Consider the following 13,668-nt stretch of genomic DNA (forward strand, 5'->3'; position numbering starts at 1 on the left):
GGCCGGAGACGTTCCGCGGGTGCCGGTCGCCCTAGCCGGCCTGCCCCTTCGGGCGCAGGTCCACGATCCGCTTGAACTTGCCCACCGACCGCTCCAGCGTCTCCGGGTCGACGATCTCCACGCCGACCGAGACGCCGATGCCGTCCTTCACCGCCGACGCGATCTCCCGGGCCGCGGCCGTGCGCCGCTCCGGCGGGGTGTCCGCGCGGGCCTCGGCGCGCACCGTCAGCGCGTCCATGCGGCCCTCGCGGGTCAGCCGCAGCTGGAAGTGCGGGGCGATGCCCGCCGTTTGCAGCACGATCTCCTCGACCTGGGTGGGGAAGAGGTTGACGCCCCGCAGGATCACCATGTCGTCGCTGCGGCCGGTGATCTTCTCCATCCGGCGGAACACCCGTGCCGTCCCCGGCAGCAGGCGCGTCAGATCCCGCGTCCGGTACCGGATGACGGGCATGGCCTCCTTCGTGAGCGAGGTGAACACCAGCTCACCGCGCTCGCCGTCCGGCAGCACCTCGCCCGTGATCGGGTCCACGACCTCGGGATAGAAGTGGTCCTCCCAGATGTGCAGCCCGTCCTTGGTCTCCACGCACTCCTGCGCGACCCCGGGGCCGATCACCTCGGAGAGCCCGTAGATGTCGACGGCGTCGATCGCGAAACGCTCCTCGATCTCGCGCCGCATCTCCTCCGTCCACGGCTCCGCGCCGAAGATGCCGACTTTCAGGGACGTCGTACGGGGATCGACGCCCTGCCGCTCGAACTCCTCCAGGAGGGTGAGCATGTACGACGGGGTCACCATGATGATCTCGGGCCGGAAGTCCTGGATCAGCCGCACCTGGCGCGCGGTCATGCCGCCGGACGCGGGGATCACCGTGCACCCGAGCCGCTCCGCCCCGTAGTGCGCGCCCAGGCCGCCGGTGAACAGGCCGTACCCGTACGCCACATGGACCTTCTCGCCGGGACGGCCGCCCGCGGCCCGGATCGAGCGCGCGACGACGTCCGCCCACATGGAGAGGTCCTGCTCGGTGTACCCGACGACCGTCGGGAGACCCGTCGTGCCGCTGGAGGCGTGCAGCCTGCGCACCTCGGACTGCTCCACCGCGAACATCCCGAACGGGTAGTTGGCCCGCAGGTCGTCCTTGGTGGTGAACGGGAACCGCGCGAGGTCGGCGAGCGATCGGCAGTCGTCGGGGTGCAGCCCCGCCTTGTCGAACGCCGCCCGGTAGAACGGGACGTTCTCGTACGCGTGCAGCAGCGTGTCCTGGAGACGTTCCCACTGCAGGGCACGGAGCTCGTGCGGGCCGAGTCGTTCCGCCGCGTCCAGCAGTGCCGGCATACGCGTCATGAGCATTGCTCCCGTCCTGAACGGGCGACCGATCATTCGGTCGTCGATCTTCTGGTGAGCTCAGTAATCCAGGCCGGGAGGTGGCCGTCAAGGGATCTCGCACAGCGGCTTTGAGCTGCGGCGCGAGGGCAAGGGCCACCGTCATGGGCCACCCCCGGGCGGGCCGCCGGACGGCAGCGCCCGGACGCCGTGCCCGACGGCGTTGCCCGGGCGGCGCGCGGAATGTGATGATCATCCCCATGCCGACATTCAGCGCGTACGACGGGACGGAGCTCGCCTACCACGAGAAGGGGGACGGCGAACCGCTGCTGTGCCTCCCGGGCGGCCCCATGCGGGCCGCCGCCTACTTCGGCGACCTCGGCGGCCTCACCGCGCACCGCCGCCTGATCCTGCTCGACCTGCGCGGCACGGGCGACTCGGCGGTGCCGGACGACCCGGCGACGTACCGCTGCGACCGGCTCGTCGACGACGTCGAGGCGCTGCGCGAGCACCTGGGGCTCGAACGGATCGACCTGCTGGGCCACTCGGCGTCCGGCAACCTGGCCACGCTGTACGCGGCCCGCCGCCCCAAGCGGGTCCGCGCCCTCGTCCTGGTCACCCCGGCCACGCACTCCGTCGGCCTGACCGTCACCGACCGGGACCACCGGGACGCGGCGGCGCTGCGCGCGGGCGAGCCCTGGTATCCCGCCGCGGAGGCCGCGCTGGAGGAGATCGCGGCCGGCCGCGCCACCGCCGAGGTGTGGAACGCCCTCGCGCCCCTCGCGTACGGGCGCTGGGACGCCACGGCGCAGGCGCACCGGGCGGCCGGCGCCACCGAGAAGAACGCGGACGCGGCGGCCGCCTTCTACGCCGAGGGCGCCTTCGACCCGCCCGCCACCCGCGCCGCCCTGACCGCCCTCGCCGCGCCGGTCCTGGTCCTCGCCGGCGAGTGGGACAGCGGCCCGAACCCCGCGCACGCCGAGGAGTTCGCCGCGCTCTTCCCGCACGGGGTGCGCCAAGTGCAGCCGCGCGGCGCCCACTTCCCGTGGCTGGACGACCCGGAGTGGTTCGTGCGGCGGGTCGCCGGATTCCTCGCGCAGGACTGACCGGGGCCGGCGTCCGGGGCGAGGGGCCGCTCACCTCGGCCGGTCGGCGGCCCGCGGCTCGTCGCCCGCCCGGCCGGCCGACGCGATGCCCGTCCTGGACGTGACGTTCAACTTCCGCATGATGCGGGCCACATGGTGCTCGACCGTGCGGGTCGACAGGACCAGGCTCTCCGCGATCTCACGGTTGGCCCGGCCCTGGACGACCAGGTGCGCCACCTCCTGCTCGCGGGGCGAGAGCTGGTCGCCGTAGCCGAGGCGGCCCCTGCGGTGGGTGGTGACGATGTCGTGGCGGCGCAGCAGCCGCTGGCAGCGGGCCACGTCCCAGCGCGCCCCGAGCGCACGGTAGGCCTCGACCACGTCCTGGATGACGTCGGCCGCCGCCTCGCCGTGCAGGCCGAGGAGGCAGCGCCCGCGGGTCTCCGCCGCCCGCGCGGCCTCGAAGGGGCGTCCCAGGGCGCGCCATTGGGCCTCCGCGTCGGCCAGCAGGACGACTGCCTCGTCGGGCCGGTCGGCCGCCTCGGCGAGCAGCGCCCGGCACACGGTCAGCGCGGCGCGGGCGGCCGGCGCGTCCTGCCGGACGGTGCCCGCGGCGAAGTCGTCGACGAGCCGCACGGCCCGCGCGCCCTGCCCGCTGCCGTGCAGCGCCTCCACGGCCATGGGCGCCAGCTCGCCCGCCCACAGCCAACCGCCGGTGCGGGCGAGCCGGTTCAGGGTCTCCTCGACCGCCTCGCAGGCCTGACCGGGCCGCCCCGCCTCCAGGTGGACGCGGGCGGTGGCGGCGGCGGACGCGGTGAGGATGACGCCCGTGTCGTAGCGGGTGACCCGGGCGGCCTCGGCGAGGTCGCGGCGGGCCCGCGGGACGTCGCCGAGCATGTGCAGCGCGGTCAGCCCGCGGATCAGCATGGCCTCGGAGGTCAGATCGGGTATCTCCGCGTAGTGCCGGGTGGTCCGGTCCGCGGACGCGTGCAGCCCCTGCCAGTGCCCGCCGTGCCAGGCGAGCACCAACTGGGCGGTCTGCGTGAGCCCTTCCAGGTACGGGCTCCTGGTGTCGGCCAGGCCGTGGGCCGCCCGGTCGAGGAACTCCCGGGCCCGCACGTCGTGGCCGAGGGCGGTGGCCGCGTGGGCCAGGTTCGTCCAGCCCCGGGCGTGGTGCGCGGCCTCCATGGCGCTTCCGGCCGGGCCGCGCAGCGCCTTTGCCGCGGTCCAGGCCCGGGGTTCGCCGAGGAGCATCAGGGCGGTCGCGCGGTTGGCCGCGATGGCGGCGCGGGCGACGGGGTCGGTGACCTGGCCGGTGAGCGCCTCGCAGCGGTCCAGCCAGTGCAGGTGGCGGTCGACGGGCCAGCCCTTGATGGAGGGGATGGCGGCGACCGCCATGGCGCGGGCGGCGGTCTGCGGGTCGGTGAGTTCCAGGTCGGGGATGGCGCGGGCGACCTCGTTGAGGCTGTCCAGCGCCCCGCCGCTCTGGTTGCGCAGCACGACGCTCAGGTGCAGTCGGATCTCGCCGCGCAGCCGGGCGGGCGGCGCGTCCTCGTCGAGGACCCGCCGCACGGCGGCGACCACGTGCTCGCCCGCGCGGGCGAGCTGGGCGGTGCGGGCCAGTTTCGCCGCGGCGCGGATACGTCCTTCGGCGTGCGGGTCCTCGTCGATCGCTCGCGTGTAGAGGCTGGTGGCGGCGGCGTAATCGCCCTCCGCCGCCGCCCGGTCGGCCGCCGCGACGAGGCAGCGCAGCGCCTCGCGCACGCGTCCCGCGGCCGTGTACAGCCTGGCCAGATCGGTCAGCGGCAGGGGGCCCGCGCCGTCCCGGTGCAGAGCCCGGGCGGCCCGCAGGCTCAGCCGGGCCACCCGCGTCCCCGGCATCCGCGCCAGCGCGGCACGGCGGTCCAGCGGGTGCCGGAAGACGGGGCTCGGCCCGTCCGTCCGCAGGACGGCACGGCGCCCGCAGGCGTCCACGGCCGCCTCCGCGCGCTCGGCGGAGAGCCCGGCCACCTCGGCGAGCAGGCCGACGGGCACCGCCCGGTCGAGCACGGCCGCCGCCTCCACGACGCGCAGGGCGTCCTCGCCGAGCCGCCCGTACCGCAGGGCGAAGTCGCGCCGGACCTGCGGAGGTACGCCGACGTCCCGCAGGGCGGCGAGCAGGCTGACCTCCGCGGGGTGCGCGTCGTCGCACCGGCCGCCCGCGGCGGCCGGCTCTTCGCCGCTGTGCGCCTCGTGGTGCTCCTGCCGGCCCTCGCCCCGCGTGGCCGTCGCCCCGGCGTACCCGATGTCCCGGACCTTGTGGCCGATGGTGGCCGCGACACCCGGCAGGCCCGTCCGGTTCCGCTCCCGCGTGCGCAGCAGCTCGTCGGCGGACGCCAGCAACGCCTCGGCCACGTCGGGCAGTCCGCCGCTCGACTCGTGCACGTGGACGACCAGGTCGTGCAGGTCCTCGGCGCGCTGCGGCCGGTGGGCGTGCAGCCACCGGCGTACGAACTCCTCCGTGTCCCCGCACGTCCGGGGCCGGACGTCGATCTCCTCGACGCGGGCCCGCGCGGGCAGCGGGACGCCGAACAGCGGCAGCCCGGGCGCCGCGTCCTCGGTGACGACCAGGCGGAGCCGGGGCGGCAGCGCGCCGATCAGGTGCTGGAGCAGGGCGAGGGTGGCGGGGTCGGCGCGGTGCACGTCCTCCACGACGAGGACGGCGTCCCCGAGCGCGTCGAGCAGCGTCTGGACGGCGCGCGGCAGCAGCGCGTTCCTGACGTGCGGGTCGGCGGCGGCCGGGGGTGGCTGCGGCAGCCGGTCGGCCAGCTCGGGCACCAGGAGTGCGATGACTCCGGTCACTTCCGGGAGGGCGGGGCCGGGGATGCCGGGCCGGTACGGCAGCCCAGCGAGCGCGTCGGCGACGGGAGAGAGCGGGGCGGTCGCCCACGAACCCCCGCCCCCGTCAGGCCCCGACCCTGGCCGCACGTCCTCGCGGCACACCCCGCGCAACTGCGACCACCCCGTGAACTCCGCCTCGGCGAGCACCTCGTCCACCAGCCGGGGCACGCCCGTGCCGGTCTCACCGCGGACCACCACGACGACCGGGCCCGCGCGCAGGGCCTCGCGCAGACGCCGGGTCTCGGCGGCCCGGCCGACCGTGCCGTGTCCGCCGCGCGTCTCCGCGTCCCGGCCCGCATCGAAGGAACGTCCGTCCACGGCTCCGCCTCTCGCTGCCGTCGTCCCGGGCGGCCCGCGTCGGGAGCGCCACGTGGTGCGGGGCTGTCGGGGCCTGCTCGCCGGGACACGGCGTTCGTTGAACGGTGGTCTACTCGTTCGGCCACCCCCGTCGCAATAGGGGGTCACCACCTAGGGAATGCCGCCACCCGGTGCCGGAGCGGCCCCGCAGGCCCGGGCCGAGGCGCTCCCGGGGGCGCCGGGCGCCTCCGCTTCCCACTCTTTGGGTAGCGCTACGGATTGCTGCGCCGCCTCGGCCTGGCCGATGCTCTGGCCCGTCCGACGACGTCACGCTCGAACGCCCCGGCCCCCGCCGGCAGGACCGGACGGACGAGGACGGCTGTCCCCAACAGCCGTGTGACGTGATCAGACCCGTGCCGCACGGAGCCCCACTCCGTGCGGCACACCACCCAGCAGGCGCGGCCCGCACCCACTCCGTGCGGCGCGCCCCCTCCGACACTCGGCTGTCGCCCACAGCACGCGGCACGCCGGTCCTGTCACGCCCCACCTGTCATGGACACGGCATATGTCGTGTCGGATTCCGAGGGAGAAACCATGAAGATCGACGCTCGCGCCGTCCGGCGCGTGCTCGCCGTCGGCGCAAGTACCGCCCTGCTCGCGGGAGTCGCGGCGACCTCCGGGGCCGCCGCCGCTCCCGTCCCGCCGGGCGACGGCGAGGGCCGCATCGTCGGGGCGGACCGCCCCGGCGCCGTCGATGGCTCGTACATCGTCACCTTCAAGGACTCGGTCGCCCGTTCCGCCGTCCCCGCCTCGGCGAAGGCCCTGGCCAAGGAGCACGCGGGCAGCCTGCGGTACACCTACACCGCCGCCCTGCGCGGCTTCGCCGTGCGGATGTCGGAGGGCGAGGCCAAGGAACTGGCCGCCGACCCTTCGGTCGCCCGCGTCGAGGCCGACGCCGCCGCCTACGCGGTGGACACGCAGACCAACCCGCCCTCCTGGGGTCTGGACCGCGTCGACCAGCGCGACCTGCCGGTCGACAAGCAGTACGCGTACGACACCACCGCCGCCAACGTGAACGCGTACATCGTCGACACCGGTATCCGCATGAGCCACCGCGACTTCGGCGGCCGTGCGGTCAGCGGCTACGACTTCATCGACAACGACTCGAACGCCTCGGACTGCCAGGGCCACGGCACCCATGTCGCGGGCACCGTCGGCGGCGGCTCGTACGGTGTCGCCAAGGGCGTCAAGCTGGTCGGCGTGCGGGTGCTGAACTGCCAGGGCACGTCGGGCGACACCTGGGCGCCGGTCCTCGCCGGGATCGACTGGGTCACCAAGAACGCGGTCAAGCCGGCCGTGGCCAACATGAGCATCGGCGGCGGCAAGACCCAGTCCGTGAACGACGCCGTGGCGGCCTCCATAGCCTCCGGCGTCACCTGGGTCGTGGCGGCGGGCAACAACAACGCCGACTCCTGTTCGTACTCCCCGTCCTCCACCCCGTCCGCCATCACGGTCGGCGCCACCAACAGCCGCGACGCCCGCGCCACCGGGTGGTCCAACGGCCAGGGCTCCAACTACGGCTCCTGCCTGGACATCTTCGCCCCGGGCGACAGCATCGTCTCCTCGTCCAACTCCGGCGACGGGAACTCGCAGACCATGAGCGGTACGTCCATGGCCTCCCCGCACGTGGCCGGCGCCGCCGCGCTGCTGCTCGCCGCCAACCCGTCCTGGACCCCGGCCCAGGTCCGCGACAAGCTCGTCGCGGGCGCCACGTCCGACAAGGTCACCGACGCCCGTACCGGCTCGCCGAACAAGCTCCTGTACACGGGTGCGGGCGGCACCACACCGCCCACCGGCAAGAAGTTCGAGAACACCGACGACTACCCGATCCGTGACAACGCCACCGTCGAGTCGCCCCTCACGGTCAGCGGCGTCACCGGCAGGGCCCCGGCCGACCTGACCGTCGGCGTCGACATCCGGCACACCTTCCGCGGCGACCTCAAGGTCGAGCTCGTCGCGCCCGACGGCACCGCCTACGTCCTGAAGGACTACAACAGCAACGACAGTGCCGACAACGTCCAGGCCACCTACCGCGTCGACGCCTCCGCCGAGACCGCCGACGGCACCTGGAAGCTGCGGGTGACGGACAACTGGACCAACGACACCGGCACCATCAACTCCTGGTTCCTGCAGTTCTGACCGCCGCTTCCCCCGTCCGACCGCATCCCCACCGGGGACGGCGCCGGCCCGCACCTGCGGGCCGGCGCCTCGCGCGCTAGAGGTCGCGGCAGAACCCGCGGGCCTCGGCCAGGTCCCGCTTCGCCTCGGCGTCGAACGCGAACAGCCGGGCGTGGCGCTCCTGCGTGCGGCGGACCGCCTCGGCCAGCGGCTTGTACCGTTCGTCGCCCGCCGCGGCCGCCCCGGCGAACGCGCCCGCCGCGGCGAACCGGTTCATGGCGATCTCACCGGCCGTGCCCTTCTTGGTGTACGCCCCCTCGTCGAACCCGTCGAGCGCCTGGCACGCGGCCCGCGCGTCCCCGGCCGCGTCGGCCCCGTCCGCGCTCGCGCCGCCGCCGTCCAGCGCCCACGCCGCGCCGACCGCCCCGGCCCCGACGAGGAGGCCGACGGCCAGCCACACGGCGGCGGTCGACGTGCGGCGGCCCGGCCGACCGGTCGTGACGGGTGGCGGGGCAGGGGTGGTGTGGTCCTGGTGTGACTGCATCCGGCCAACCTACTGCGGCCGGTTCCCGTGCTGCGCCAGCTGTTCCGCTGCGAACGACGCCAGGGACTTGGGGCTCAGCCGCAGCCGCCTGCCCGCGATCATCGTGCCCAGGGCGAAGGCCAGTTTCGGACGCCTCAGCCGCCCCAGGACGTAGCCCACCACGAGCGCGAGACCCATCAGCAGTTTGGTCATCATGGGGGGACTCGTTTCTTCAGGAGCGCCGCGCGCCCCGCGTCCGGAGCGCACCCGCGCCGCGTCACCGTCGGGGCCGGACACATACGGGTGTCCTGAGAGCGCCCTTCGAAACGGCATCGCGCGCAGGCCGACCCGAGCGCAGGGCGTCTCGCGCGCACGCCGTCCGGCGCGTTCCCCCTCCCAACAGGCCCCGCTCGTACGATGGCCACGGCCGTACGCGATCGACGGGTCGTGCGCGGTCGCCGGACGTCCGCCACCGAGCCCCTGGGATCCGCCGTGCGCCTCGCCGTCTCCACCCGCCCGACCCGTTCCGCCCGCCGTCTGCTCGCCGCCGGTGTCCTGGGCGCCACCCTGCTCGCGGGAGGCGGCGGCACCGCCGTCGCGGCGGCCGACCGGCCCGGCGCGGGCGCCGTGACGGGGTCCTCCGCCCGCCTGCGCCCCCTCGCCGAGCTGTCCGCGCGGCGGCTGGCCACCGCCGACCTGGTCGCCGCCGCCAAATACGGCACGGGCAGCCCCGTCGACGACCCGGCCCGCGAGCGGCAGGTGCTGGACACCGTGGCCGCGCAGGCCACGGAGGCCGGCGCCGATCCCGAGGTCACCGTGCGGATCTTCCGGGACCAGATCGAGGCCAACAAGGTCGTCCAGCGCGGCCTGTTCCGGCACTGGGACGCCGATCCGGCGCAGGCGCCCACGGAGCGGCCCGACCTCGCCGAGGTCCGTGCGGAGATCAACCGCGTCAACGCCGAGCTGGTGCGCGGCATCGCGGCGTCCACGGGCGCGCGCACGGCGCCGTACTGCGGGGCGATGCTGGTCGCGGCGGCCGACGGCGTGCGCCGTGCGGACCGCCTCGACGCCCTGCACACCGTCGCCCTCGGCCGCTCGCTGCGGTCAGTCTGCGCGGGCTGAGACCCGGGGCCGGTCGCGGGGGAGCCGGTAGGCGAACCACGGCAGGGCGCGCTGGGTGACCGTGCCGACCGCCAGGGCGTAGAGCACCGTGCCGAGGCCCGCGGTCCCGCCGAGCAGGGCGCCCACGGCGAGGACGCCCAGCTCGATGACGGTGCGGACCCGCCGCAGCGAACGACCGGTGACGGCGGCCGCGCCCGTCATCAGGCCGTCCCGGGGGCCGGGGCCGAACCGCGCGCCGACATAGACGGCCACGGACAGGCCGTTGAGGACCACCCCGCCCATGAGCAGGCCGGTCCGCGCGGGCAGGCCGAGGCCTTCGGGCACGACCCGCAGGCCGAGGTCGGACGAGACGGCGAGGACGGCGATGTTGGCGAACGTGCCGAACGTCGGCCGCTGTTTCAGGGGTATCCAGAGCAGCAGCACGAGCACGCCGAGCACGGCGCTGATCGTGCCGAAGCTGAGCGGCGTGCGCCGCTCGAGGCCCTCGTACAGGACGCTCCACGGGTTCACGCCGAGCCCGGCGCGGACCAGCAGCGAGAGGCTGAAGCCGTACAGGCCCAGGCCGAGCAGGAGTTGGGGAAGGCGTCTCAGGAGGCCGTCGTGGAAGGGGACGTACGAGATGTCCGGGGTGGGGACGTGTGAGCTGTCCTGCCGCATGCCGGGGTGCCTCCGTGCCGGTGTCCGCCCTGAAGCCCGTGCCTTCAGGGCCATTGCGGCCACTCTGTAGAGTCATTGGCCCGGTCAACACAGCCAATCCCGGGAGAATGGTGTGGTCGACATGGACCCGGAGCGGCCCGCGGACCCGTCCGGCCGTGCCGAACGGACGCTGGGCGGCAGGCAGCTCGCCGCGCTGCTGCCCGATCCGTCCGGCCTGCGCCCCGCCTACCGGCATCTCGCCCAGGCCATCGGGGACCTGATCCTGGACGGCCGCATCGCCCTGCACGTCAGGCTCCCGGCCGAACGGGAACTGGCGGCCGCCCTGGACACCAGCAGGACCACCGTCACCGCTGTGTACGACCTGTTGCGCGAGAACGGATACGCGCGCAGCCGCCAGGGCGCGGGCACCTGGACGGCGCTCCCCGAAGGGCGCGCGCCCAGGGGCGTGCGGCGGCTCCTCGCGGCCGAGGACACCGCGATCGACCTGGCCAGGGCCGCCCCCGGACTGCCGCGGCAGGAGCTCGCCGACACCCTGCTGCGCGTCGCCCCGCAGCTGGCGGCACACGCGCACACGCCCGGCTACCACCCCTACGGCCTGCCGGATCTGCGCGCCGCCGTCGCCGAGCGCTTCACCCGGCGGGGGCTGCCCACCGTGCCCGAGCAGATCCTGGTGACCTCGGGCGCCCAGCACGCGCTGACCCTCGTCCTCGGACTGCTGTGCGCGCCGGGCGACCGGGTGCTCGTGGAGAACCCGTCGTACCCGAACGCGCTGGAGGCCATGCGCCGCGCCCGGCTGCGCACCCTGTCGGTGCCGGTGACCGACGCGGGCTGGGACATCGATGTCGTCGAGTCGGCCTTCCGGCAGGCGGTGCCCCGACTCGCCTACCTCATCCCGGACTTCCACAACCCGACGGGCTGTCTCATGCCCGCGGACGAGAGGGCGCGCGTGCTGCGGGCCGCCCGGGGCTCGGGCAGCTGGCTCGTCGTCGACGAGACGCTCGCCGAGCTCGCCCTCGACGTGCCCGCGCCGCCGCCCCTCGCCGCGCACGCGGGACCCGGCGGCGCGGGCCAGGTCATCACCGTCGGGTCGATGAGCAAGACCCACTGGGCGGGCCTGCGCATCGGCTGGCTGCGCGCGCCCGCGCGGCTGGTGACCGAGCTGGCCGGGCAGCGCGTCGCCACCGACATGGGCGGCCCGGTCCTCGACCAGCTGCTCGCCCTCGACCTCCTCGACCGGTCCGACGTCCTGCTGCCGCCGCGCCTGGCCGAGCTGCGGGCGGGGCGCGCCGCGCTCTGCGCCGCCCTGGAGGAGCACCTTCCGGGGTGGAGCCTGCGCCTGCCGCCCGGCGGCCTCTCGCTGTGGGTGGATCTCGGCGAGCCGGTCGCCCCGGCGCTCGCGGAGCGGGCCCTCGACCACGGCGTGCGGATCGAGAGCGGCTCCTTCTTCGCGGCCGACCCCGGCCTCTTCGAACAGCGGCTGCGCATCCCGTACACCACGCCGGCCGACACGCTCCACGAAGCGGTGCGCCGCATGGCGGCGGCACTCGCCGACGACCTCGCGCCGCCCTCCGCCCCCGCGCGACCGCGCTGGGTGGCCTGACGCCGGACGGGTCCCGGGGCGTCGCGACCCTCACCGCACGATCTCGGGCCGCCCCGACGCCGCGATGCCGGTGAGCACCAGATCGACGCCCGCGAGGAACTGCTCGTGGTCGTCGTGGTCGCGCAGCCGGCCCGCGACGGCCCGGGTGAACGGGTACGCGTCGGGGTCGAGCTCCTCCCAGGCCCGCGACACGCTGTCGAGGAACTCCGTGCGGTCGGTGCCGGGCGGGAGGGCGCGGGCGCTCTCCGTGTTCGCCGCGTTCTGCCCCGCGGCGCCCAGGACGTAGTGCACCAGGACCGAGGTCGCCGCGAACCAGCCCTCCTCGGGCACGCCCAGTGCGCCGACCCGCCGCCCGAAGCTCTCGAAGATGCGCGGTGCCACCGCACCCCACGGACTGCGCGACAGCTGCGTGGACAGCTGGGCGGCGAGCCACGGATGCTCCTCGACCGCGTCGAACAGGCCGAGCGCGACGGCACGGATCTCCGCCTGCGGCGCCCGGTCCCCGACCGGCTCGACCGCCAAGGCCGCCGCGACGACGGAGTCGGTCGCGGCCGCGAGCAGCTCGTCCTTGTTCGCCACGTGCCAGTAGATCGCCCCGGGCCCGGTGGCGAGGCGCTCGGCCAGCGCCCGGAACGTCAGCCCGCGCTCCCCGCTCGCGTCGAGCAGCTCGACGGCGGCCTCGATGATGCGCTCCCGGGAGAGCGCCTCCGTGCGCCGCTGCGAGCGGCGCGTCCGCGTTGTCATGGACCCATTTTGACATGACTGGAACGTCGTTCCAACATGAGAGTGGAACGGTGTTCCAATCCCGTCCCCGGACGGCACCCACACCGGCACCCTCACCGACACCCCCACCCGAAGGAGTCACCATGCGCACCCCCGTCACGATCATCGGCGCCGGACTCGGCGGCCTCACGCTCGCCCGTGTCCTGCACGTCCACGGCATCCCCGCGACGGTCTACGAGGCGGAAGCCTCCGCCGACGCCCGTACGCAGGGCGGACAGCTCGACATCCACGAGCACAACGGCCAGCCCGCCCTGGCCGCGGCCGGACTCACCGACGCGTTCCGCGCACTCATCCACGAGGGTGGCGAGGCCCTGCGCGTCCTCGACCGGCACGGCGCCGTCCTGCACGACGAGCCCGACGACGGCACGGGCGGGCGCCCCGAGGTGCTCCGCGGCGACCTGCGGCGCATCCTGCTCGACTCGCTGCCCACCGGCACCGTCCGCTGGGGCCACAAGGTCTCCGGCGTCCGCCCCCTGGGCGCGGGCCGCCACGAGGTGGCGTTCGCCGACGGGACGACCGTGACCACCGACCTCCTCGTCGGCGCCGACGGCGCCTGGTCCAAGGTGCGGCCGCTGCTCTCCGACGCACGGCCCGCGTACGTCGGCACGTCGTACGTCGAGACCTACCTGTTCGACGGCGACACCCGGCACCCGGACGCCGCGAAGGCCGTCGGCGCCGGGTCCCTGCTGGCGCTCGTCCCGGGCAAGGGCATCCAGGCCCACCGGGAGACCGGCGGCACCCTGCACACGTACGTGGCACTCGCCCGGCCCCAGGAGTGGTTCGCCGCGCTCGACTTCACCGACGCCGACGCGGTCACCGCGCGCGTCGCGGCCGAGTTCGACGGCTGGGCGCCGGAGCTCACCGTGCTGATCACCGACGGGGAGACCGCGCCGGTCCTGCGCCCGCTGCACACACTGCCGGCCGACCACCGGTGGGAGCGGGTGCCGGGGGTGACCCTGCTCGGCGACGCCGCCCACCTCATGATCCCGTCCGGCGAGGGCGCCAACCTGGCCATGTATGACGGCGCCGAACTCGGCAAGGCCCTCGCCGCGCACCCCGGGGACGCCGAGGCCGCGCTGGCGGAGTACGAGCGGGCGCTGTTCCCCCGCAGCGCCGCGGAGGCGGTCGAGGCCGCCCGCCTCCACGAGCGCATGTTCGGTGCCGGCGCGCCCCACAGCCTGGTCGACATGTTCACCGGGGCCGAGCAGGCCCGGTGAGCGCCGCGGAC

At 75.1% G+C, this 13,668-nt stretch carries 11 protein-coding genes; 5 read left to right on the forward strand and 6 right to left on the reverse strand.

The annotated features are described in order from the left end of the window. Positions 1-31 precede the first annotated feature (31 nt). Positions 32-1,330 carry a phenylacetate--CoA ligase PaaK gene (paaK, locus tag ACFYXE_RS10175; RefSeq protein WP_389311415.1) on the reverse strand — a complete coding sequence of 433 codons (1,299 nt, stop codon included), beginning with the start codon at positions 1,328-1,330 and terminating at the stop codon, positions 32-34. A 248-nt stretch (positions 1,331-1,578) separates the two neighbouring features. On the opposite strand from paaK, the gene ACFYXE_RS10180 reads away from it, so the two are divergent. Then, positions 1,579-2,424, forward strand: coding sequence for an alpha/beta fold hydrolase (locus tag ACFYXE_RS10180; RefSeq protein ID WP_389310889.1), 846 nt, complete (start codon positions 1,579-1,581; stop codon positions 2,422-2,424). Positions 2,425-2,454: 30 nt separating this feature from the next. Here the strand turns inward: ACFYXE_RS10180 and ACFYXE_RS10185 are convergent, their stop codons facing one another. After that, on the reverse strand, positions 2,455-5,598 hold the full coding sequence (locus ACFYXE_RS10185; protein ID WP_389310891.1) for a LuxR C-terminal-related transcriptional regulator: 3,144 nt from the start codon (positions 5,596-5,598) through the stop codon (positions 2,455-2,457). A 573-nt stretch (positions 5,599-6,171) separates the two neighbouring features. Between ACFYXE_RS10185 and ACFYXE_RS10190 the strand changes: the two genes are divergently transcribed. After that, the gene (locus ACFYXE_RS10190) at positions 6,172-7,776 is read left to right on the forward strand and encodes a S8 family peptidase (protein ID WP_389310893.1); all 1,605 of its coding nucleotides are present in this window, start codon (positions 6,172-6,174) and stop codon (positions 7,774-7,776) included. A gap of 76 nt (positions 7,777-7,852) precedes the next feature. On the opposite strand, the gene ACFYXE_RS10195 is transcribed toward ACFYXE_RS10190, so the two are convergent. Together ACFYXE_RS10195 and ACFYXE_RS10200 are read right to left on the reverse strand one after the other, a co-directional pair. Further along, on the reverse strand, positions 7,853-8,299 hold the full coding sequence (locus ACFYXE_RS10195) for a hypothetical protein (protein ID WP_389310895.1): 447 nt from the start codon (positions 8,297-8,299) through the stop codon (positions 7,853-7,855). A gap of 9 nt (positions 8,300-8,308) precedes the next feature. Beyond that, on the reverse strand, positions 8,309-8,494 hold the full coding sequence (locus tag ACFYXE_RS10200) for a hypothetical protein (protein ID WP_389310897.1): 186 nt from the start codon (positions 8,492-8,494) through the stop codon (positions 8,309-8,311). Between the two features lie 276 nt (positions 8,495-8,770). Here ACFYXE_RS10200 and ACFYXE_RS10205 point away from each other — a divergent pair, with 276 nt between their 5' ends. Beyond that, positions 8,771-9,400 carry a chorismate mutase gene (locus ACFYXE_RS10205; RefSeq protein WP_389311417.1) on the forward strand — a complete coding sequence of 210 codons (630 nt, stop codon included), beginning with the start codon at positions 8,771-8,773 and terminating at the stop codon, positions 9,398-9,400. Here the strand turns inward: ACFYXE_RS10205 and ACFYXE_RS10210 are convergent. Beyond that, the gene (locus ACFYXE_RS10210) at positions 9,383-10,057 is read right to left on the reverse strand and encodes a YitT family protein (protein ID WP_389310899.1); all 675 of its coding nucleotides are present in this window, start codon (positions 10,055-10,057) and stop codon (positions 9,383-9,385) included. The genes ACFYXE_RS10205 and ACFYXE_RS10210 overlap by 18 nt on opposite strands. Positions 10,058-10,178: 121 nt before the next feature. Between ACFYXE_RS10210 and ACFYXE_RS10215 the strand changes: the two genes are divergently transcribed. After that, entirely contained in the window at positions 10,179-11,657 is a 1,479-nt protein-coding gene (locus tag ACFYXE_RS10215; RefSeq protein ID WP_389311419.1) for a PLP-dependent aminotransferase family protein, read from the forward strand. Between the two features lie 30 nt (positions 11,658-11,687). On the opposite strand, the gene ACFYXE_RS10220 is transcribed toward ACFYXE_RS10215, so the two are convergent. Then, complete coding sequence (locus ACFYXE_RS10220) at positions 11,688-12,401, reverse strand: TetR/AcrR family transcriptional regulator (RefSeq protein WP_389310901.1); 714 nt, start codon at positions 12,399-12,401, stop codon at positions 11,688-11,690. A 122-nt stretch (positions 12,402-12,523) separates the two neighbouring features. Between ACFYXE_RS10220 and ACFYXE_RS10225 the strand changes: the two genes are divergently transcribed. Further along, complete coding sequence (locus ACFYXE_RS10225) at positions 12,524-13,657, forward strand: FAD-dependent oxidoreductase (RefSeq protein ID WP_389310903.1); 1,134 nt, start codon at positions 12,524-12,526, stop codon at positions 13,655-13,657. The last annotated feature ends 11 nt before the right edge of the window (positions 13,658-13,668 follow it).

Origin of the sequence: Streptomyces sp. NPDC002564 (assembly GCF_042889645.1) — a bacterium.
In the GTDB taxonomy this organism is placed as follows: domain Bacteria; phylum Actinomycetota; class Actinomycetes; order Streptomycetales; family Streptomycetaceae; genus Streptomyces.

What these genes read in the sequence shown, in the direction of transcription:
- ACFYXE_RS10200 (WP_389310897.1), bottom strand. Translation starts at nt 8,494, where the DNA reads ATGATGACCAAACTGCTGATGGGTCTCGCGCTCGTGGTGGGCTACGTC.
- ACFYXE_RS10210 (WP_389310899.1), bottom strand. Translation starts at nt 10,057, where the DNA reads ATGCGGCAGGACAGCTCACACGTCCCCACCCCGGACATCTCGTACGTC.
- ACFYXE_RS10220 (WP_389310901.1), bottom strand. Translation starts at nt 12,401, where the DNA reads ATGACAACGCGGACGCGCCGCTCGCAGCGGCGCACGGAGGCGCTCTCC.
- ACFYXE_RS10180 (WP_389310889.1), top strand. Translation starts at nt 1,579, where the DNA reads ATGCCGACATTCAGCGCGTACGACGGGACGGAGCTCGCCTACCACGAG.
- ACFYXE_RS10225 (WP_389310903.1), top strand. Translation starts at nt 12,524, where the DNA reads ATGCGCACCCCCGTCACGATCATCGGCGCCGGACTCGGCGGCCTCACG.
- ACFYXE_RS10215 (WP_389311419.1), top strand. Translation starts at nt 10,179, where the DNA reads ATGGACCCGGAGCGGCCCGCGGACCCGTCCGGCCGTGCCGAACGGACG.
- ACFYXE_RS10195 (WP_389310895.1), bottom strand. Translation starts at nt 8,299, where the DNA reads ATGCAGTCACACCAGGACCACACCACCCCTGCCCCGCCACCCGTCACG.
- paaK (WP_389311415.1), bottom strand. Translation starts at nt 1,330, where the DNA reads ATGCCGGCACTGCTGGACGCGGCGGAACGACTCGGCCCGCACGAGCTC.
- ACFYXE_RS10190 (WP_389310893.1), top strand. Translation starts at nt 6,172, where the DNA reads ATGAAGATCGACGCTCGCGCCGTCCGGCGCGTGCTCGCCGTCGGCGCA.